The 20,012-nt window shown below is 63.0% G+C and carries 16 protein-coding genes; 3 read left to right on the forward strand and 13 right to left on the reverse strand.

The features are described from left to right. Positions 1 to 61: 61 nt before the first annotated feature. The 3 genes from hemN to ACN0YF_RS02460 form a co-directional block, all read right to left on the reverse strand. Positions 62 to 1,402: an oxygen-independent coproporphyrinogen III oxidase gene (gene hemN, locus ACN0YF_RS02450; RefSeq protein WP_417493201.1), complete on the reverse strand. Its 1,341-nt coding sequence runs from the start codon at positions 1,400 to 1,402 to the stop codon at positions 62 to 64. 128 nt (positions 1,403 to 1,530) lie between these two features. Continuing rightward, a complete protein-coding gene (galE, locus tag ACN0YF_RS02455; protein ID WP_417493202.1) occupies positions 1,531 to 2,514 on the reverse strand; it encodes a UDP-glucose 4-epimerase GalE in 984 nt (327 codons plus the stop codon). A gap of 110 nt (positions 2,515 to 2,624) precedes the next feature. Beyond that, positions 2,625 to 3,533, reverse strand: a complete 909-nt coding sequence (locus ACN0YF_RS02460; protein WP_417493203.1) for a hypothetical protein — start codon at positions 3,531 to 3,533, stop codon at positions 2,625 to 2,627. 268 nt (positions 3,534 to 3,801) lie between these two features. Here ACN0YF_RS02460 and ACN0YF_RS02465 point away from each other — a divergent pair, with 268 nt between their 5' ends. Both ACN0YF_RS02465 and ACN0YF_RS02470 read left to right on the forward strand, forming a co-directional pair. Further along, entirely contained in the window at positions 3,802 to 5,541 is a 1,740-nt protein-coding gene (locus ACN0YF_RS02465) for a type I secretion system permease/ATPase (protein ID WP_417493204.1), read from the forward strand. Continuing rightward, a complete protein-coding gene (locus ACN0YF_RS02470; protein ID WP_417493205.1) occupies positions 5,534 to 6,844 on the forward strand; it encodes an HlyD family type I secretion periplasmic adaptor subunit in 1,311 nt (436 codons plus the stop codon). Before ACN0YF_RS02465 ends, ACN0YF_RS02470 begins: the two co-directional genes overlap by 8 nt. Position 6,845: 1 nt before the next feature. Here ACN0YF_RS02470 and ACN0YF_RS02475 read toward each other — a convergent pair whose 3' ends face one another. From ACN0YF_RS02475 to ACN0YF_RS02505, 7 genes are all read right to left on the reverse strand, one after another. After that, a complete protein-coding gene (locus tag ACN0YF_RS02475) occupies positions 6,846 to 7,538 on the reverse strand; it encodes a sugar transferase (protein ID WP_417493206.1) in 693 nt (230 codons plus the stop codon). A 117-nt stretch (positions 7,539 to 7,655) separates the two neighbouring features. Beyond that, on the reverse strand, positions 7,656 to 9,899 hold the full coding sequence (locus tag ACN0YF_RS02480; RefSeq protein ID WP_417493207.1) for a polysaccharide biosynthesis tyrosine autokinase: 2,244 nt from the start codon (positions 9,897 to 9,899) through the stop codon (positions 7,656 to 7,658). A 66-nt stretch (positions 9,900 to 9,965) separates the two neighbouring features. Next, positions 9,966 to 11,237: an outer membrane beta-barrel protein gene (locus tag ACN0YF_RS02485; RefSeq protein WP_417493208.1), complete on the reverse strand. Its 1,272-nt coding sequence runs from the start codon at positions 11,235 to 11,237 to the stop codon at positions 9,966 to 9,968. 42 nt (positions 11,238 to 11,279) lie between these two features. Beyond that, complete coding sequence (locus ACN0YF_RS02490; protein WP_417493209.1) at positions 11,280 to 11,732, reverse strand: hypothetical protein; 453 nt, start codon at positions 11,730 to 11,732, stop codon at positions 11,280 to 11,282. 126 nt (positions 11,733 to 11,858) lie between these two features. After that, positions 11,859 to 13,646, reverse strand: a complete 1,788-nt coding sequence (locus tag ACN0YF_RS02495; protein WP_417493210.1) for an O-antigen ligase family protein — start codon at positions 13,644 to 13,646, stop codon at positions 11,859 to 11,861. A gap of 31 nt (positions 13,647 to 13,677) precedes the next feature. Next, positions 13,678 to 14,148 carry a polysaccharide biosynthesis/export family protein gene (locus ACN0YF_RS02500; RefSeq protein WP_417493211.1) on the reverse strand — a complete coding sequence of 157 codons (471 nt, stop codon included), beginning with the start codon at positions 14,146 to 14,148 and terminating at the stop codon, positions 13,678 to 13,680. Positions 14,149 to 14,306: 158 nt separating this feature from the next. Next, positions 14,307 to 15,524, reverse strand: a complete 1,218-nt coding sequence (locus tag ACN0YF_RS02505; RefSeq protein WP_417493212.1) for a polysaccharide pyruvyl transferase family protein — start codon at positions 15,522 to 15,524, stop codon at positions 14,307 to 14,309. Between the two features lie 120 nt (positions 15,525 to 15,644). On the opposite strand from ACN0YF_RS02505, the gene ACN0YF_RS02510 reads away from it, so the two are divergent. Further along, entirely contained in the window at positions 15,645 to 16,634 is a 990-nt protein-coding gene (locus ACN0YF_RS02510) for a hypothetical protein (protein ID WP_417493214.1), read from the forward strand. Here ACN0YF_RS02510 and ACN0YF_RS02515 read toward each other — a convergent pair. The 3 genes from ACN0YF_RS02515 to ACN0YF_RS02525 are packed head-to-tail and all read right to left on the reverse strand — an operon-like array spanning position 16,628 to position 19,944. After that, the gene (locus ACN0YF_RS02515; protein WP_417493216.1) at positions 16,628 to 17,491 is read right to left on the reverse strand and encodes a sulfotransferase family protein; all 864 of its coding nucleotides are present in this window, start codon (positions 17,489 to 17,491) and stop codon (positions 16,628 to 16,630) included. The two genes, ACN0YF_RS02510 and ACN0YF_RS02515, sit on opposite strands and share 7 nt — an antisense overlap. 12 nt (positions 17,492 to 17,503) lie before the next feature. Beyond that, positions 17,504 to 18,805, reverse strand: a complete 1,302-nt coding sequence (locus ACN0YF_RS02520; protein WP_417493217.1) for a lipopolysaccharide biosynthesis protein — start codon at positions 18,803 to 18,805, stop codon at positions 17,504 to 17,506. Beyond that, a complete protein-coding gene (locus tag ACN0YF_RS02525; RefSeq protein ID WP_417493218.1) occupies positions 18,799 to 19,944 on the reverse strand; it encodes a glycosyltransferase in 1,146 nt (381 codons plus the stop codon). Before ACN0YF_RS02525 ends, ACN0YF_RS02520 begins: the two co-directional genes overlap by 7 nt. Positions 19,945 to 20,012: the final 68 nt, after the last annotated feature.

Genomic DNA, 20,012 nt, shown 5'->3' on the forward strand with positions numbered 1-20,012 from the left:
TGGCCCGGCGCCCGTCTCGTGGACATCCATCGGGACGGGGCCGGGGAGCCGGTGCATCAACTCAGACTGATCGGGCGTGCACGGCGCCAGTCGCCTGTCCGAGGTGGGCGTCGAAGCGGGCGGCCACGGTGCGGGCGAGCATGCGGAAATGCTCAGGTACGCGCAGTGAGCCGCCATCTTCACAGACGACGCCGTCTTCATAGAGATCATCAAGAAATGCGTCCGGAAAGCCGGTCTGGTAGCTGCGTGTGACCGCCTCGCGATCGACGCGCAGATCACACATCAGGCGTTCAATGATGTCGGCGCGCAGCCGGTCTTCACTCGATAGCGCGTAGCCGCGAATGGTCGCTGGCTCTCCGGCCTGGATGCGGCGGGTCCAGTCGGCGACGGAGCTCGCATTCTGGACATAGCCCTGTGGCAGTTTGCCAATCGCAGACGCACCCAGACCGATCAGGAAATCGGCCTGGTCGGTCGTGTAACCCTGGAAATTGCGCCGCAGGGTGCCGCACTGCGCCTGGGTCGACATCCGGTCATCGGCCCGTGCGTAATGGTCCAGTCCGATCGGCGTATAGCCAGCCTCGTTCAGCGCCTCGGCAATCGCCATGGCATGCCTGACGCGCGCATCCGGTCCCGGCAGGTCGGCATCCGCAATCAGGCGCTGGTGCGATTTCAGATGGGGCAAGTGGGCATAGCCGAAGACGGAGAACCGGTCCGGTCCCAGCTCGAGCGCGGCGGCCACCGTCTCCTGGCAGCTTGTCACCGTTTCACCGGGGAGACCGTAGAGGAGATCAAGGCTGATCGCGTTGATGCCGACCGAGCGGAGCCGCTCCACGCAGGCGGTCACGGTCTCCCGGCTCTGGATGCGATTGATCTTCGCCTGGATGGCTGGATCGAAGGTCTGCACGCCGAGGCTGGCGCGGTTGAAGCCCAGTGAGGCGAGGGTCTCCACCAGGGATTGGCTGCACTGGCGTGGATCGATCTCGACAGCAATCTCGGCCGTGGGCGAGACATCGAAGCCCTCGCGCAGGGCCGCCATGATCCCGGCCAGCTGGTCCGGATGGACCAGGGTGGGGGTGCCGCCGCCGAAATGGATGTGGTCGATCCGGGGGCGTGTCCGCAGCCGCGCCGCCGTCTGGGCGATCTCCTGCAGCAGGACATCAACATAGGCATCCACCGGCGCAGCCCGGCGGGTCGCCTTTGTCGAACACCCGCAATACCAGCACATCTCCCGGCAATAGGGGATGTGAAGATAGATCGACCCGGTCATCGCTCCGCCAATCCCGCCCAGCCATTGTGCATAGACGGCCTGGTCGACACCGTCGTGAAAATGCGGCGCCGTCGGGTAGCTGGTGTAACGCGGCGTATTGAGGGCAGCGTATTTCAGGATGGTGTTGCTGGACATTTTCGGACGAGCCTTGGATGCGGGCAGAAATCAGGATTGACGAATATCAATCCTGGCGATCCGCAACAGGCGACATGGCGCCGCATGGCACCGGCCTGGCTCTCAAAGGTCCGGGTGGCCGGAGTGTCTCAGGCGTCCCATTTGCGGGCGTGAAAACGCCAGGCATCGGAGATGATCTGATCGATTGATGATGAGGTGGGCGCGAAGCCCAGCTCCGTTTGCGCCAATCGCGTGTCGGCGAGCAAGACAGCGGCATCGCCGGCCCTTCGCGGGTGAATATCGTAGGGGACTTTCGAGCCCGTCACGCGCTCGACCGCCTGTAGGACTTCCAGCACCGTGGCGCCATGGCCGGTGCCGATATTGCAGCACAGCTCGCTGGAGCCTGCCATGACACGATCCAGCGCCGCCAGGTGCGCGGCGGCCAGGTCGACCACGTGGATATAGTCGCGCAGGCAGGTGCCATCATGGGTATCATAATCCGCACCGAAGACCTTCAGCCGTGCGTTGTCCAGTCCGGCCGCAGCCCTCAGCGCATTGGGAATGAGGTGGGTTTCCGGGTCGTGTTCCTCGCCGATCTCGGCGTCCGGGCTTGCACCTGCCGCGTTGAAATAGCGAAGGGCGGCAAAATGGATTTCATCGCTCAGGGCGAGGTCTGCGAGCAGCATTTCAACCGCAAGCTTGGTCTGGCCATAGACGCTGACGGGGGTGCGCGGTTCGCCCTCGCGGATGGGCAGGGTGTCCGGCTCGCCATAGACGGCACAGGAGGACGAAAAGACGATCGGCTTGACCCCGGCCCGGACCATTGCGCCCAGCAGGTTTATGGCGCCGCCGACGTTGTTCTCCCAGAACGGGAAAGGGTGTTTCTGGCCTTCATTGATCTCGATGCTCGCTGCGCAGTGCATGACAGCCTGCGGCCCGAATTCGCTGAAAGCCTTGTCGAGTTCCGCTGCCGAGCGGATGTCGCCATGGACGAGCGGGCCCCATTGCACGGCATGGGCGTGACCTCCCGAGAGGTTGTCGAACGCGATGGGCAGGTCGCCACGGGCCGCAAGCGCACGGCAAATATGGGCGCCGATATAGCCTGCTCCGCCTGTAACAAGAATGCGTGCCATGCTCGCGCCCCCGCCCGATTGAACCAACGTCCGGTAGACTAGTCTGGAAAGCTGAACGAATTGTGCTGGCTAGCGGGTCGCAGGCATACAATCCCCGCAGTGGCCCTTGCCTAGAACAGCGAGTAATCAAAACCGAAGGTGTCCACCACTTCCGGCGAAAGCCAGTCCAAGCCGGTGATCTCTGCGGCGGATGGAATCTCGCCCGAATGATGATCGGCCAGAGACGCCAGGTCGGGCGCGCCGGGGTGCTGATCGACCTGTTCCAGCAACAGGGCGAGCTGGACGGCATAGGCGTCGTCCGGCATCGCACCGGTCACGTCTGCGGCGAGCTTGCCGAGCCCGTCAGCGCGGCCGAGCGTGGCGATGCACTGCTCGGAAATTTCCAGATAGCCATCGAAATTGAACGGGGCGCCGCCATCGGCAAGCTCGCTCATGGCGTTGAGGATTCCCGAATCCACCTCTGGCGATCCGCCATCCGCGTCCGGGAGCCGGGCTTCATTCTGGCCAAACCCGTCCTCGAGATGCTCCAGCAGGAAGGATAGCGGAACAGTGATACCGTTCGTGTCTGTCACGGTGGCGCCATCCCCGGCCGGCAGTTCCAGGTCAGCAATGCGGCTCAGCGCATCGAGCTGCCGCTCATGGCGTTCCAGATAGGCGCTGAAATCGAACAGGGGCGCATTGTCGGCCAGCCCGTTCACGCCACCATCAAAGCTGATGGTTTCAATCAAATCCACGAGGCTTGCGGGGGCGCCGGACTGCGGCGCATCTCCCGATCCGTAGGTGGAGTCCTGATGGTTCATTTCCAGAGGCGTCTGGTTCCAGTCCTGCGAAAACAGGTCGGGCTGGACAAACGGGCCTGACTGGGCGGAACGCGCGGATTGGTCGGCGGGCATGGAAGTATTTGCGGTGCGCCCGCCAACACCCAGGCGCAGGATATCGGCAGCGACGAATTCCATACCGGTCGGCTGCGAACCGTTTGACCCACGGTCCAGCTCTTCTATGAAATCCAGCTGAAACACACTATCCCCATATCGACCGTCGCCTTGCCCTGCGACCCCCGCAATTGGCGGAGTGTCGGCGCCCGGCGGGTCATGCCAAGCACGTTGCGCAAGTTAAGGAAAGCTTAAGCACATCAGGGCTGGGACACAACCGGAATCAACGTTAACGTGGTTACAATGTTATTGCTGCTCAGTGGGATGAAGCATCACACACGCCATGGGGGCAGGGCGGACGACGCACTTCGCCCCAAGCGCGATATCGGCGCTGAAAGCGAAGGGCCAGCCTGAAATGTCCAGCAAATCGGCACCGTCACCGGCGCCCGGATCCCGATCAGAAATCCGGGACAATGAGATCGTCAAGAGTGCCCTCGGCGCCGCGCGCGGCAGTATCGTCAATCTGACGATCTTCTCGCTTGGCCTCAACCTGCTCGTCCTGACCGGACCGATCTACATGCTGCAAGTGTATGATCGCGTTCTCGCATCGCAATCGATCGACACCCTGTTGGCGGTGTCGGTGCTCGCAGCCGTGATGTATGTCGCCTATGGCGGCCTTGAATTTGTACGCTCGGCGCTCTTCAGCCGCATCGCGACGGCCGCCGAACGCAAAATGGGGCCCCGCCTGATTGACGCCGTGATGCGCGCCAATCTCGCTGCAGGAAGCCGGTCCAATCAGGCCCTGCAGGATATGCGCACCCTGCGGAATTTCCTTTCCAGCCCGGCTCCGGGCGTGATCTTCGATCTTCCATGGTCGCCGCTTTTCATCGTGGTCATGGCGTTGATCCACCCGATCCTCGGGGTGTTCTGTATTGCATCGATCCTTGTTCTGGCGGGGCTCGCACTCGGCAACCAGGCCCGTTCGCGGGGCCAGTTGAAAGATGCCGGCCAGGCTTCTGCCGCGGCCGATCTCACGGCCGATGCCGCCTTCTCCAGCCTGGAATCGATCGAGGCGATGGGCATGCGCAGCGAACTCGAGCGGCGCTGGCTCGAACGCAATGACAAGTCGCTCGATCTGAACAGTCAGGCCAGCGAGAGCATTGCCCACTACAGCTCGACGACCAAGGCACTTCGCGTCGGACTGCAATCAGCGGTCCTTGGACTTGGGGCCTGGCTGGCGGTGCAGGGTGAAATCACACCGGGGATGATGATTGCGGGCTCGATCCTGCTCGGACGGGCCCTGGCGCCGATCGAACAGGGCATCGGGCAATGGCGGCCGGCGATGATGGCGCTCCAGTCCTACAGGCGCCTGAGCGAATTGCTCGAGCTGGCGCAGGTTCCCCAGAAAAAGATGTCACTTCCGCCGGCAACCGGTGTGCTGAGCGTGGAAAAGGTTTTCGCCTCCCCGCCGGCTGGCAAGATCCATATTCTCAAGGGCGTCAGTCTCAGACTGGAGCCGGGCGACGGGCTTGGCGTGATCGGGCCTTCGGGCGGGGGCAAGTCGACGCTCGCCAAGGTCCTGTTGGGCTTGTGGACACCGGTCAGCGGGGCGGTACGTCTCGACGGCGCTTCGCTCGAGGACTGGCGCCGGGACGAGCTCGGTCCGCAGCTTGGCTATCTGTCCCAGACCGTGGATCTCCTGCCGGGCACTGTTGCAGACAATATCAGCCGTTTCCGGCCTGGTGCGGACTCGAAGTCGATCGTCGAGGCGGCCCGCAAGGCCGGTGCCCACGACCTGATCCTGAGACTGGCCGACGGGTATGACACCAATGTCGGGGAGGGGGGGCGCAATCTCTCGGCCGGGCAGCGCCAACGCGTCGGTCTGGCCCGGGCCCTGTACGGCAACCCGGTGCTTGTCGTGCTCGACGAGCCGAATTCCAATCTCGACAAGGAAGGCGAGGATGCGCTCCTGAAGGCGATGCTGGACCTTCGGGCCAGCCGGGTGACGACGGTCGTGATTGCACACCGTCCAAGCATTCTCAGTTCGTGCAACAAGGTTCTGGTGCTGGCCGACGGGCAGGTCAGAGGCTTCGGCCCCCGTGACGAAGTGCTTGCCGGCCTGGCAGAAGCGAGCAAGGAAAAACAGCATGGTTGACGGGGCTACCGCAAAGGCCGGGATGGACGGCGATGTGCGCATCCGCAACGCCAACCGGCTGGGTTACGCCATTATCCTCAGCGTATTCGGGGGGCTGATCGGCTGGTCGGTCCTCGCGCCGATTTCAAGCGCTGTCATCGCGCCGGGAGAAATTCGCGGACAAACCGAAGTGCAGTCCATCCAGCACCTTGAGGGCGGGATCATTTCGGAAATCCTGGTCAGCGAAGGTGACCGGGTGGCGGAAGGCGACATCCTGATCCGGCTTGACGATACCGGACCGCGTGCCGAGATGGCCCAGATCGAGGCGCGACTGACCGAGTTGACAGCCCGCCGTGCGCGCCTGGCCGCAGAGCGCGAGGGCCTCGAAGAAATCGATTTCGATCGCTATTTCCGGACCATTACGGTGTCCGAGGACAGCGAGAACATAATCGCCGCCCAGCGCGCGGTCTTCACCACCCGGCGTGACACCCGCCAGACCGAGATCGAGGTGATGCGAAACCGGATCGGCCAGTATCATGAGCGCATTTCCGGTCTGCAGGCGCAATATGATTCCGAGACGCGCCAGCTCGAACTCATTGAGGAAGAGCTGGTCGGGTTGCGCTCCCTGTATGAGCGCGGACTGACGCCCCGGACGCGTGTTCTTGCCCTCGAGCGGGATGCGGAGGCGTTGCGCGGCTCCCGGGGCTCCCGGATTGCCGATATCGCGGGCACTCAATCAGCGATCGGTCAGACCGAAGTGGAAATCGCGCAACTCTACAATTCCTTCATCGAGGAAGTTGCCGCCGATGAAGCGGATGTCGGGGCGCAGATTGCAGAATTGCGGGAGCGGCGCGTTGCCGTCGCTGACGCCCTGGAGCGCACCGAGGTCACCTCGCCGCGGTCCGGCTATGTCCTGGGGCTCGACGTCCATACGCTGGGCGGTGTGGTTCGGCCTGGGGTGCCGCTGATGCAGGTGTCGCCGGAAAACCAGCCTCTGGTGATCTCCGCGAAAATCCCGCCCACCCAGATCGACCGTATCGCACCGGGCGCGCCGGCCCGCATCCGGTTTTCGACCTTCCAGGGGCGTCAGACCCCGGAATGGCCCGGTTCGGTGTTGACCATTTCGGCCGACAGGCTGGTGGAAGCTGAAACGGGGATGCCCTATTACCTGGCGCTCATTGCCATGGAAGGGGATGGCCCGGACATCGAGATCGTTCCGGGCATGCCGGTCGAGGTCTTCATCACGTCCGGATCGCGTTCGGCGATTGATTATCTCTTGAGGCCGATGACTGACCGGCTGGCGCGGGCCTTCCGCGAGGAATAGTTCAGGCGGAACCCTGGCCGGTGAGGACGACCCAGCCGGTACGGATCAGGATCGAAAGGTCGAGGGCCAGGGAGCGGGTCTCGACATATTCCCGGTCCAGGGCGACCCGGCGGGAATAGCTGGTCTTGCTGCGGCCCGAGACCTGCCACAGGCCCGTCACGCCCGGCCGGACCGCGTGGTAATAGGCAATGTCCGAACCATAGCGCTCAACCTCGGATTCAATGATCGGGCGCGGGCCGACCAGAGACATGTCCCCTCGTAGCACATTGAGCAGTTGCGGCAGTTCATCGAGACTGGTCTTGCGCAGGAAGCGGCCGATCGGGGTGACGCGCGGATCATTGCGGAGCTTCTGGTGCTCACGCCACTCCTGCGCTGCCGCCGGGTCATCAGCGAGAATTTGTTCGAGCAGTTCGTCCGCATCGATCCGCATGGTGCGAATCTTCAGGCACTGGAAGGGAAGGCCCCAACGTCCGACACGGGTCTGGACGTAGAAAACGGGCTGGCGGTCGAAGACCAGGATGGTCAACGCGATAACACCGAGCACGAGACCGACCGGAATCACGAGCAGAACAGACAGTAAAATGTCAGCGAACCGCTTAACCTTTGAGCTCGCCCCAGAGCTCCCGATTTCCGTCGCCGCGGGCGGAGTTCCCACGTCGGAAAAGCTCCGCTCATACCGGGTGTCAAACAACATACCATCCCCCAAGCCCTTGCAGGCCTTCACTATCCGTTTGCCCGCTTCAATTCAGGACAATTTACGGTAGTTCCGCAAATTGGGGGCCATAATCGCGCCCGGGGCAAGCCCTAAAAGTTAATTTGTGTAATATTTCTGATATGACCCATAGTAAGTGTAATAGGCCCCATAGCCGTATCGCGCCTGCCGATTGATATCGACGCCGTTGAGAACAACACCCACGATATTGCCCTTGGCACGGGTTAGCGCGTCGATCGAAAGACGGGCCGCACCCACAGGGCTCCGGCCCCATTCCACTGAAAAGATCATGCCGTCGACCAGGCCTGCGATCGCGCGGGTATCCGCGACAGCCATGACCGGTGCGGTATCCAGAAGGATCAGGTCGTACTGGCCACGGACACGTTCAAGCAGCGCCTTGAAGGCTTCCGAGCGGAACAGGTCCTTGGGTGAGAAGGAGCGGACTGTGAGCGGCAGGACATGTAGTCCTGATTGCTCATCGACAACGATGGCGTCCTCGAGGCTGGATTCGCTCGCGAGCACTTCCAGCATTCCGGTCGCAGCATCCGGGGCCAGGCCCATGCTGAGGCCGCGGCGGCGCAAGTCGCAGTCGATCGCGAGCACGCGGTCGGCAGCCTGGGCCGCGATGCGGCCGAGGGCAATCGTGGTTGTGGTCTTGCCTTCCCCAGGCAATGCCGAGGTTACGGCGACGACGGTCAGAGGTTTGTCGAGACCGGCGACCTTGAGGCCGGATCTCAGCGTGCGGTAGCTTTCGGCGATGCTCGAGAGCGGCTTGTTCAGGACGTATTGTCCCGGGTCCGGCCGTCTGCCCCGCAGGCCCTCGACGAAGCCGGGCTTCAGTTTCGGCACGGATGCGATGTGTGGCACGCCCAGTTTGCGTTCGACTTCCGCTTCCGTTCTCAGCCCGGATTCCAGGATCTCGCGCAACAGTGCAGCCAGGATGGCGCCCAGACCGGCGAGCGCCAGGCCAAGCGCGAAGTTCAGGACAAGGCGCGGGGAGCTGGCTTCGAGGGGCAGGGTGGCATTGGCGACGATGCGCGCATCGGCCTCGTTGAACTGGTCGGCCTCATCGGTCTGGCGGAAACGGTTGAGGAAGGATTCGAACATCGCGCGGCTGGCGTTCGCCTCGCGCTCCAGAGCGCGCAGATTGACCAGGGCTGCATTGTTGGTCCCCAGCTCGCTCCGCAGATCCTGGAGGCTGGCAGCCAGCGAATTGGCACGCTCGGCCGCGATATTCACTTCGCTCTCGAGATTGCTCACGATGCGATTGATTTCCTGGTCGATCTGAACGCGGATGTCCGCCAGTTCGCGCTCGACAGTCTGGATCTCCGGGTGGCGGGCCCCGTACCGCGACATCAGCTCACCGCGCTGACGGCTCACCATGGCTTCCTGGGAGCGCAGCTCGCGAACGACCTCGGAGTTCAGGACTTCGGCAATCGATTCCGGCCCGACGCCCTGGTCCAGCCTTGAGCGGACATTGCGCAGGCGTGCCCGCGCTTCCGTCAATTCCGCCCGCTGGACGATCAGCTGGGCGTTGGTATCGGAAATCTGTTGTTCGGTAAGCGTCGCGCCTTCGGCGTCCAGCAAGCCGTGTTCATCCCGGTATCGGGCCACCGCCTGCTCCGCCGCCTGGACCTCTTCGCGCAGCGCCGCAACGCGCTCGAACAACCATCCATTGGCGCGTTCGGTCGCGCTGAACTTGGCCTCGAGTTGCGCCAGCAGATACTCCTCGGCATAGGCATTGGCCATTTCCTGGGCGAGCTCCGGGCTCTGCGAAGTGGCCGAGACTTCAATCACGAACGTGCTGCCGAGACGGCGTGCCGAACTATGCTCGAGCAATTCCTCCGCGACCCGGTCCATCACCATTTCCGGCGTTTCCTCGCCGTTGGGTGTGTGGGTGCGGTTCGCAAGTACCGCCCCGCCAAGGGCGGCGAGCTGGCGCAGGAGCCGGTCGCGCCAGTTTTCGTCCTGAAGCGCGGTATTGAATTCGGGGATCGTTGTCAGACCGGTCCGTGAAACCACGGCCTGTGCCAGGGAGCGGCTGCGCAGGACCTCCACCTCGGTGTCGATTGCCGCCGAATTGGGTGGCAGGCCGGACAGCACGGCTTCGAAGTCGACGACGCGCGATTCCCGCGAGTCGATCAGGAGGCGGGCGCTCGCTGTATAGAGGGGTGTTTGCTGCAGGGTGTAGAGCGTGACCGCGCTGAAGATCAGCACGGCGACGAATAGCATGCTCCACATCCGACGGCGCAGAATGACGAGAATGAGCCGAAGATCGGCGACGTCACTGCCGGGGGTTTCCGGATTGTGACGGTCGAATTCCTCAATTTCCAGTCTTGCCATGTGGCACCTTCGTCATGTGCGGGTTCTGGATTTTCACATGCACGAATGAGGCCATTCTCTGAAGAACTACATGCGCAGGCTGACAGAAATCCGGGCAATATTATTGTCGAAATCTCCCCGCGCCGCGGCGCCGGAGGACTCTACGTCAAGATGGGTGAAGGACGCTTGCACACCGACGCGGCGATTCATCAACCAGGAGGCCGACGCCATGGCTTCAAAACGCTCATCGGTGCGGTCGATGCCGGAATACTCGTCATCGCCGAATGAAACGCGGGCGGAGAGGATCAGGTTCCGCAAAAGCTCATGATCCACGCGTCCCGAGATCTGGGTTTCGGTGTAGCCGGCGCTGGCCGTGATGGCGGATTCGCGAGGTGCACGGGTCGCTGAAACCTCGATCGTCGTCAGCGCGGTCGGGAACCATTCGACCTGCGCGTTGACGCTCGCGCCATCGATGTCGGTGAAGACTGCGTCGTCATAGGACTGTTTCAGGACACCCGCCGCAATGGAACCGCGAGCTGTGCCGCCAATGTCGAAGTCGACACCCATTTCAACGACATAACCGTCGGAGTCGCGGTTGGGGCTGCCGGCAGCCGGTGCGTCATAGTTCCGCTGGTTCTGGGATGCGCGAGCGAAGACCGCTACAGCAGGGCTTACGGCCCCATCGACCCGGGCGCTGATCGCGGTTTCGGTGTAATCGCGGAAGTCCTGATCGGCGACGCCACCGGCAATAAGCCTGGCGTCGTCGTAATCATGACTCTCGGCGCTCACAGCGCCGTTTATACGCACGCGTCCGGTGGTGTAGGTCGCGCCAGCCGAAAAATTGGCGGTGTCATATTCGATCGGTTCGGCGGCCAGTAGTGCGGCGCCGGCGCTCGAACGGTTCTCGGTCAACATTGCCATTGAGGCGGCGCCGTCGAGGAAGAAACCACGCTGGATATCAGCACGGCCAGAGACGCCCACTTCGGCGTTCCACACGCTCTCGGATGTGAAATCGAGATATTCGCGACGGATTGCCGAGGCGCTGGCTGACAGCGCATGGCGTGACCAGGTGCTTTCAGCTTCGAAGGAAGGTTGAAACGAAGCCACGACATCGGACTCGGTATTGGTCGTGGTCGCATAAATATTGTTGTCGAGGCTGACACCAAGCTCGGCTTCGGCCTTCACAAAGAAGGCGCCATGTTGAGCGGGTGGTGCGATGAACTCATTGCGAGGCCGCTCCAGAACCGAGGTGTTCCGGTCGCGCTGGAAGTATTCGCCCTGGTTCTGCGCCCAAGCCGCGCCACTGGGCAGCGTCGGCAGAATAGCCAGCGCCGCTATCAGGATTGGTATTCCCCGCATGTCCGTCCCCCACCTGCCGGCTTTTCTGCCGTGCAATTGTACTTAGTAGTCCGAGCCGCCGCCGCGCGTTTCAGGCGGCGTTCCCGGCAGAACCAGGTCGCCGACGCCGGCCGGCAGACCACCCGTGAATTCTGCCGTTGCCACAAAACCGTCTACCGTATCCGGCAGACGCGCCAGCACGGCATCAGCTGCCGCACGGAAGGTGGCAATTCCGGTCTCGGCACTTACAAGGCGCAGGGCCTCAGCTTCGATATCGGAGCTCTGGTCGGCGGCGATCAATGCGTTGATCAGTGCGACCTCAAGTGTGGCCGCATCGGCATCCGCGCCGGTTGCCAGCAATACAGCGAGCAGTTGGTCCGCCAGTGCCCGCGCTTCAATGGATGGCGCGGTCTCTTCGCCGCCGGCAATTGTATCTTGCACCCATGCCTGGGCCGGGGCGCCAAGCAGCACGCCGGCCAGGGCCGTTACAGCAAACAAAGAACGTAATTTTTTCACGGAACCCGAGCCCCCACTCTTATTAGGTGCATAATACAGCACTACCCGATCAGAGTAAAGCAAACGGGCCTACTGAGCGGCTGGAAGCCTAGGGAGAAGAGGCGGCAGAGTCGAGGCCAAATCGAGTCAATCGTTCGACAGGCCAATGCATGCCGGAAGCTCACCCAGCTCGCAGGCATGAGTCTGGTCCAGCCAGGTCCGGCGCCACTCCGGGCGAACCTGCCGCAATTCCCGGAGGGCTGCCGAGCGTTCCTGGTCCGGCAGGCGGTTCCAGAGCCCCGCGGCCAGCTCGAGCCGCCAGGTGCGAAAATCCGGATGTGCGTAGGGCCAGAGCTGATAGCTCCGGCCGAGATGGCTGGCTGCGGCCTCACTGTCTCCGGACAGAAACAGTGCGTAGGCGAGCCGCGCTTCCGTTCGGCCATCGCGCGGTTCCAGGCTCAGTACACGGCTCAGCGCTTCACGGGCGTGCTGTGGATTGGCCGGCGTAGAGCGCAGGGCGAGATCCGAGTGCGCCCGCGCCACGGACAGGCTGGCACGGTCGGGAAGCGGGGCCGACAGGATCGCGGTCGCTGCGGCGCCGGAGGCTGAGCGGACGCGGGTCGCGGTCAGCGTGTCCGAGAATCCAAACAGTGCCCAGCCTGCCAGCAGCACCATCGCGCCGGCGACCGCAATCCGGATCCAGCGACTGCCGGGTCCGCTCCGGGCGGGGGACAGGCCGCAGGCCAGCCCCGTCAACCAGGCGACGAGCCAGGCCATTGCAGGAATTTCCAGTCCATAGTCGACAAGGCTATGGGCGAACACGAAGATGCCGACGCAGATCAGCGTCCTGATGAGCCAACGCGCTTGTCCGGCACGGCGCAGGCCGCCCAGAACCCTTCGGCCCGCACCGATCCAGAACCAGGCCAGCGCCGCCAATCCCGCCAACCCGGTCTGGACGAGCCATTGCAGCAGGACATTGTGGGCGGCGCGCTGGAAGACGAGGGTCGATGCATTCCGGGCGTCGGCGGAAATCGCATTTACGTATTCGAACCCGCCCGGTCCGGCGCCGAACCAGAGCTGGTCTCGGATCGCTCCGGCATAGGCTGTCCACAACTCGGTTCGCGTTTCGACACCACTGACGCCATCGACGAGACGGACCCCGAATGTTTCTCCGGAGATCAGGGCGACATAACCCGCGGCCATGGCCAGGCCGAGGCTGGCGCCGGTCAGTACCCAGAGCGACCGGTGCTCGCCGCGACGGAAGCGGCGCACAAGCTCCCAGCAAAGCAGCACCGCCGACGCGCCGCTCGCCAGCAGGATGCCGGCACGCGAGGCGGTCAGCACCAGGCAGGTCAGGCAGAGCAAGACGGTCGCGATTGGCAGGATCAAATGCCGCCACCGGGCCTCCCCTGTATACGATGTCGACACCCGGACAACCCGTCCGAATGTCAGGATCACTCCGATCCCGAAGAAGGTTGCGGCGGTATTTGCGGACAGGAAGGGTGAAGATAGCCGCCCGAGATGAAACGGCCGTTCGAACATGAATATCCGGTCCGGAGACCAGACGTGATCCAGGAAGGACACTGCCGCGGCGAGCAGGAAGAGGGAGATCAGGATTGTGGAGATGCGGGCGGGGTTTTGCTGACGGCGGGCGAAGGCGCGTGCAGTCAGAAAGACGCCAAGGCAGGCACCGAGAGCCACGAATTCCGGCGCGCCGCTGGACCAGCGGCCCTGGAGCGCCGCCATGCCGACAAACAGCGCAAACATGGCGAGCAAGCCGAGCGCGCCGACACCGAGCTCACGGTCGCGCAGGGCAACCCATCCACCAATCAGCAGCAGCGGGGCGCCGAACAAATAGCTCGCCATTTCACCGTCGGCGCCGAGAGCGGCGAAGGCGGCCAGCCAGATCAGACCGAGAGTTATTAGGGCAAACACCAGGATAACCGGACCGGATCGGCCGGATTGCCTAGAAGAAACGCTCGCCGATACGGATCGTATCGCCGGGCTGCACCTCGGTTACGGCCAGAAGCGGGACTTCGATCTCGCGGTCGCTGCCGGCACGGCGGATGAAAACCACCCGGCGATTGGCGCGATAGGTAAAGCCACCGGCAGTCGCCACGGCGTTCATCACCGTTAGCCCGTCCGAGAAGGGGTATTCGCCCGCAGCCTCGACCTCGCCCAGAATGTAATAGGGGCGGAAATTGATCACCTCGACGCTGACGCGCGGGTCGTTCAGATAGCCATCGCGAAGCTCTTCCGCGAAGGCTTGCTGGAATTCCCGCGCCGTCAGCCCGCCTGCATGGATTTCGCCGATCAGGGGCAGGGAAACGGTACCGCGTCCATCGACCACGAATTCGCCCGACAGGTCCTCTTCGCCAAACACGATGATCCGGAGCTGGTCGCCGGCGCCGAGGCGGTATTCAACGGAGTCGATCATACTCTCGGCGGGGGCGCCCGGGGCCGGCCCAGCGGTCGTGGTCGCGCAGGCGCAGATGACCAGGGCGCTGAGGACAGAAATCAAGCGGAATAGCGATGTCAGTTGCATTTCTGCGTCTCCCGATATGGCACTTTGGTGCCGCCTAGCATGTCGTTTGGCTAGCACACACAATTCAGACTCTCCAGCACGCCCGCCCGGGCGGCTACAGATAACTCCCGGGCGCGCTGTCCCATTTCGGCGCGCCGCCTCATTCCATCCTGCAAACTCGCGACCGCCTTTGCCGGGTCCGGGCAGGCCGATGGCTGCAAGAGGCCGGGCTCCCCGATGATGTCGAAAAACCCACGCATCTTGGCATCCCAGGCCAGGCCGACCGGGACACCGCCCAGCGCGAAGGACAGGATATTCGCATGCAGGCGATGTGCAATGACACCATCGAAACCGGCAAGCAGGCCGGCGAGGTCCGCCGGGGTGGATGCGCGCGCCGCGACCTCAAATCCCGAGCCGAGCCCGGCCAACGCTCCGGAGGCGCGCAGCATCGACAGGAAGGCCTCGTCTTCAAAGGCACCATTGGTGAACAGGACGGGCCGAAATCCGGTTGCAACGAGGTTCGAGGCGAGTGCTGCGAGATTGCTGATGACGGTTTGCGCCGAAGGGGCGGGCTCATCTCCGTGCGCTTGCAGGGCCGACGGGTGTGTGACGCCGAGCCCGATCCGGCCGGTCGTGGCGGCCGGCGCGTGCAGGTCGAATGCGTCGCGGGCCAGGAAGGCGGGGTCCGGGGCAACCCGGATGTCCAGCCGCCCGCGCGGGGCAAACTGTTCCCCGGCATGACGCAGAAGGTTTTCGCGGGAGGCTTCGTCCCGGACGCAGACCGAGGCCAGTTTCCGGTTGCCGAGCAACGTCCCGAACAATGCGGCGGCGCGCGGGTGCCACGTCTGTGCAACCCCGACCCCATGGATCACCATCGGAATTTCCAGCTGCTCTGACCGCGCGCCCAGGGCTGCGAGCTTCACGGGGAAATTCATGTGCACATCTGACAGGAGCTGCCCGCCACCCACCACTAGCGCGCTCGCCGACGGCAAGACGCGGGCGAGGAGCGGTGCGAGTCGTGACCGGACCTGGTGCCGGATCAACTGCTCGCCGATCAACCGGTCCACCGGCGAAGGCAGGCGTGCGAGTAAGTCGATGGCCGCCTGTCGGCCCTTTGGGGCTTGCCGGGGAAACTCCGTTCGTCCGGCGAGATCGAGCCAGCCAGGTTCAACGCCTGTGAATTGCTGGCGGATGGCGTGGTCGATACAGGTCGCGATCGCCCCGTCGCCCAGATTCGGGCTGTACATGACTGCAGCGATCACGGGATGAAACGGGGTGTTTGCCACCATAGCCTGTCGCCTCCGCCCCCCTTCGCACGCGCTGACATTTGAGAAGGACAGGGTGTAACCAGCCCGTGTAAATTACCCATTAAGTCTATTTCGACACACAACGGCTGGAGAGAAGATTCCATGGATCAGCCAGCCCCCGCCCCTCGCCCGGAATGGACCCACGATGTTTTCATCGTCGCGGCGCTGTGCCTCTTGCTTCAACTGGTACTGCAGACCGCCTTCATCGGGCCTGAGCTGCGGCCGGATGAATACAAGTATATCGGGGCATTCAACGAGTTTTTCTTCGGAACCCAATCCGCCGGACTGATTTCCACGGCGCTGATCCGGCTGCTCATTTTCTCGATCTGCATTGTGCTGAGCCTTGTCTTCTACAGGCTGCGCCTGGTCGACCAGAACACGCTGCTCCTGGCACTGGTCTGGCCAATGACCACATTTCTTTTCAGCCGGATTCACATCGAGTTCCTGGTGTTTCCGTTCTGCCTGCTGGCATTGAATGGTCGAATCCGGGTCGATCTCGTCATCATTTTGACTCTCGTCACGATCGGCGTTTTTCTGGGTGAGAACAACTTTCTCGTGATCGCCATTTTCAGGTCGATTGTCGCCGCGCAGAAGCTCCGCTTTACCTGGCTGGCACCGTCTCTCTTCCTTGGCTTTGCGGTGGCGATCAACCATCTGCTGAATATGGGAATAGCCCAGAGGATTCCTTTCCTGGGTCCCGAACTGAACCGGTTCAACTGGACGCGCACGGTCGTCAATCCGGAATACAACCCCCTCGAGACCCTGGTCGTCTTCTTCTCGTCCATGCACTTCTTCACCCGGCATGACCTTGCCTGGTATGTCGATGCGGTCTTCACGATGATTGTACTGGCGGTGCTCGCGGCCGACCCGGAGTCACGGCGCCGGCTCTACCAGGTGCGCCACTATGTTTTCGCCTTCGTGGTCACCGTGATTGGCATGGCCGAGATCACGCATGCCTTCCAGAATGCGCGGTATTATTTCTTCTTTCTGCCGTTGCTCGCGGTGATGCTGACGCGACGGAATTTCATCGCGATCGCGGTGCTGGGGCTGGCGCATACGGCGGTCAAGTGTGTCGAGGCCGCGATCTATTGACCGCCCGGGGACGTGACCTGTTCCAGGGTTTCCCGCCAATCCGACAAATCCAGATCGCAGGCCGCTTCCAGTTCTGATGACTGTTCGTGAAACTGCCGTGCGAGGTCGGCAATGCGCGGCGTCACCCCGGCGTCCAGCGGCGAGCTCCTCGCGGTCTGCCGCTGGAACAAGGCGCGATTCACCAACGGATTGGACTTGATCGAGCTCACGACATTCTGGAGGCCGAGTTCGCGCAGGCGCCAGCCGGCGTGGCGCAGAATTCGAACGAGCTGACCCGATCGCGCGGCATTGCCTTCCAGAACCCGATCGGCATAGGGAAGCTCCGGGATGAAGCGTATCCCCAAGGCGTCGGACAGCTTGCGGCCAAACCCGGCCGGGTCGCTGGCGAGGTCCTCGAATTTCAGGAATCTGACCCTGTCCCGGCCCAATAGCGCGATGGCCTGCTGCACCGGCTGCAGATAGAGGCTGTGCGAGACGAGGCCGCCATGACCGTCGATCGCGCCGTCCAGCGGCAGGGCCGTTTTGCCGATGCGTTGCAGATAGCGGTGATGCGAGATCATCCGCACATAGGGGTTTCGAAGCACGACGAGAAAAACCGCATCATCGTCAAAGAAATCGGCAATCCGTTCGAGTGCCGGCGGGCTGTAGAGATAGTCATGGCAGATCTCACCGACCCTCGGCGCCTCCAGCCCCTCGAACTGACGCATGTACCAGTCCGTTCCCCGCTGAAAATAGCGGTCGAAGTAGAAGAGTTCCTTGGACGCCGGCAGGCCCACCTCCGGGTGCTGGGACAGGATCCGGTGCAGCCATGTCGAGCCGCATTTGTCACCGCCCAGATAGAGAAAGTTCGGTTTCATCGTCTCATCCGGTCAGATCAACCCCACCCGAATGCCATGCCGGCGCCAGATCCGGAAATAGGCGGCGAGATTCCAGAACACGCTGTGCAGGGAGACGGCCACGGCGACGCCGATGACACCGAATGCATCTCCGAGCGCGAAAATCAGCAGGGTCGAAAGCAGTGCCGACGCCGCCAGAATGACGAACAACATGCGCTCATCATGAAGGGACTCCATCATCTGCGCGGTTGGTCCGCACAGGGCATTGACCGAAAAGCCGAGCGCAAGGATCAGCAGTATGGGGCCGGAGCCTGCATGTTCCGCTCCAAAAATGGACATGACCCATCCACCGGCGAGAGCAAACAGGAGCAGCAGGGCGAGAAGGGGAAAGGCTGCGAGCAGCGTGATCAGCCGGCTTTCCTTCTGCAGGCGTGCCAGATCATTTTCTGCCTTCAGTCGCGAAATGGACGGCGCGATGACAAGATTTGCGGCCATCTGGAAAATCTGCAGCAGCATGGCAGTCCGCAGGGCCGCAAAGAGGCGGCCGGCCGTGTCGACATCGAGGATGAGCCCGGAGGCCAGGACCGACAGGTTCGGGATCAGTGCCTGCACGATGGCGACGCCCCATAATCCCGATGATGCGGCAAGCCAAACGCGATTGCGGTCTTCTGGCTCCAGGGTCCCGAGGCCGGGCTGCAGCGGCGGGAGCAGCGCCAATTGCAGCAGCAGGAGCGCAGCCAGCGACAGGACGAGCGCGGCGAACAGGTTTTCCACCGACATCCAGGATGCTCCCGCTCCTGCAAAAGCAAACGCGATGGCGATTATCCGCCAGATGATATCCCGCGGTGTCAGGGCACGAAAAAAGACCCCGGCGGACCGGGCAGCGCTTTGTTGATAGTCGGCCAGTGCGAACAGGCCGGCGGCGCCGGTGACCCACAGCCACAGGCTTGGTGGCATGGCGACAGCCCCGAACGGGTTGGCGAGGAGGCCGAGGCCTGCCATCGCCAGTGTCAGGATCGCAAAGACCAGCAGTGCGCGCAGGTTCAGGCGTCGGACGGCAGCCGGCTTGTGTGCGGCCAACAAGACCGGCGCGCGCCGCAGGATATAGGCCTTCTGGCCAAACCCGATCACGACAGCGCCCAGCGTCGCCGTGGAGAACGCCACTCCGAAAACGCCGAATCCTTCGGCATCCAGCGCCCGGGCTATGGCGATGAACATGAGATAGGAGAGCGCCGCCGCTCCGAGTTTGATCGCCAGCACGAGCACGGCCCGCCCGACGAGCACCGGTTGAGCGCGAATGCGGGCGATCAGCCATCTGGACCCCTGGATCAGCATTCTTGCCAATCGACGCCGTGCGGCAGTGGCATGGCCTTGATCAGCGACCACATTTCACGGGTGAACCGGTCCTGGGAGAATTTGGCTGCGGCCTCGGTGAAGACCGCGCTGTCGCAGGTGTCGAGACCGCTGTTTTCGAACCGGGAAACGGCTGCATTCAACCCGTCGACGGTCGCTTCATCGTAGAGAATGCCTGTCTGGCCGTCGGTCACCGTGTCGCGGATGCCGCCGCGATTGAACCCGATGACGGGTCTGCCGGATGCCAGGGCTTCGACCGGTACGATGCCGAAGTCTTCTTCGCCGGGGAAGATCAGGGCCTTGCAGTGCGCGAGATGGTGTTTGAGCGTGTCAAAGTCGGTCTTGCCGAGGAATTCGATATTGCTGCCAGCTGACTTCTGCAGTTGGGAGACAGACTTGTCAGGGCCGCCGATCAGTTTGAGGGGCCGACCGGATCGGGTGAAGGCGTCGACGGCGATGTCGGGCCGCTTGTAGGGCGCAAGCTCGCCGAGCCAGAGATAGTAATCGCCGCGCTCCTGCGGCTCCACTGGCGAGAAGTCTGCCACTTCGACCGGGGGGTGGATGACTGTCGCATCGCGGCGCCAGTACTTCTGCACCCGGTTGGCGACATGTTCCGAATTGGCGACGAAATGGTCCACGCGCGCGGCGCTTGTCACGTCCCACTGACGCAGGCGATGGGCGATGTAGGGCATGGCGAGGCCCGCGAGGGCGCCGGCCGACGCCTTGTAGGTGTGGTACTGGTCCCAGATATAACGCATCGGGGAGTGGCAATAGCATAGATGAGGTGTGTCCGGCGGTACGATAACGCCTTTGGCTGGTCCGGATTCGCTGGATATAACAAGGTCGTAGCCCGTCAGATCGCAGGCCTCGAGCGCCTCCGGCATCAAGGGGAGATAGCTTTGGTAAAGCCGTTTCGACCAGGGCAGCCGGTTGATCGATGTTGTCAGGATGCGGTGTTGATTCAGGAGTGGCGACAGGCTGTTGCGATCGACGACATGGGTGAGAATGTCGGCGTCCGGAAACATCCGGCACAAGGCCTCCAGTACTTTCTCGCCGCCACGCATCCCGACAAGCCAGTAGTGAACCAGCAGAACTCGAGGCGGACGGGTCGCGGCAGCCATTGAAATCATATCCCCCATTCACGGCTCCGCTCGCAGACCTGTTGTGGCCAAACAAGCGAACGGCGGGT

This window comes from Maricaulis sp. (genome assembly GCF_048270265.1).
In the GTDB taxonomy this organism is placed as follows: Bacteria; Pseudomonadota; Alphaproteobacteria; order Caulobacterales; family Maricaulaceae; genus Maricaulis.

Excerpts from the sequence above, each read along its gene's own strand:
- hemN (WP_417493201.1), bottom strand. The coding sequence starts at position 1,402 with ATGTCCAGCAACACCATCCTGAAATACGCTGCCCTCAATACGCCGCGT.
- galE (WP_417493202.1), bottom strand. The coding sequence starts at position 2,514 with ATGGCACGCATTCTTGTTACAGGCGGAGCAGGCTATATCGGCGCCCAT.
- ACN0YF_RS02465 (WP_417493204.1), top strand. The coding sequence starts at position 3,802 with ATGTCCAGCAAATCGGCACCGTCACCGGCGCCCGGATCCCGATCAGAA.
- ACN0YF_RS02470 (WP_417493205.1), top strand. The coding sequence starts at position 5,534 with ATGGTTGACGGGGCTACCGCAAAGGCCGGGATGGACGGCGATGTGCGC.
- ACN0YF_RS02475 (WP_417493206.1), bottom strand. The coding sequence starts at position 7,538 with ATGTTGTTTGACACCCGGTATGAGCGGAGCTTTTCCGACGTGGGAACT.
- ACN0YF_RS02480 (WP_417493207.1), bottom strand. The coding sequence starts at position 9,899 with ATGGCAAGACTGGAAATTGAGGAATTCGACCGTCACAATCCGGAAACC.
- ACN0YF_RS02485 (WP_417493208.1), bottom strand. The coding sequence starts at position 11,237 with ATGCGGGGAATACCAATCCTGATAGCGGCGCTGGCTATTCTGCCGACG.
- ACN0YF_RS02500 (WP_417493211.1), bottom strand. The coding sequence starts at position 14,148 with ATGATCGACTCCGTTGAATACCGCCTCGGCGCCGGCGACCAGCTCCGG.
- ACN0YF_RS02505 (WP_417493212.1), bottom strand. The coding sequence starts at position 15,524 with ATGGTGGCAAACACCCCGTTTCATCCCGTGATCGCTGCAGTCATGTAC.
- ACN0YF_RS02510 (WP_417493214.1), top strand. The coding sequence starts at position 15,645 with ATGGATCAGCCAGCCCCCGCCCCTCGCCCGGAATGGACCCACGATGTT.
- ACN0YF_RS02515 (WP_417493216.1), bottom strand. The coding sequence starts at position 17,491 with ATGAAACCGAACTTTCTCTATCTGGGCGGTGACAAATGCGGCTCGACA.
- ACN0YF_RS02520 (WP_417493217.1), bottom strand. The coding sequence starts at position 18,805 with ATGCTGATCCAGGGGTCCAGATGGCTGATCGCCCGCATTCGCGCTCAA.
- ACN0YF_RS02525 (WP_417493218.1), bottom strand. The coding sequence starts at position 19,944 with ATGGCTGCCGCGACCCGTCCGCCTCGAGTTCTGCTGGTTCACTACTGG.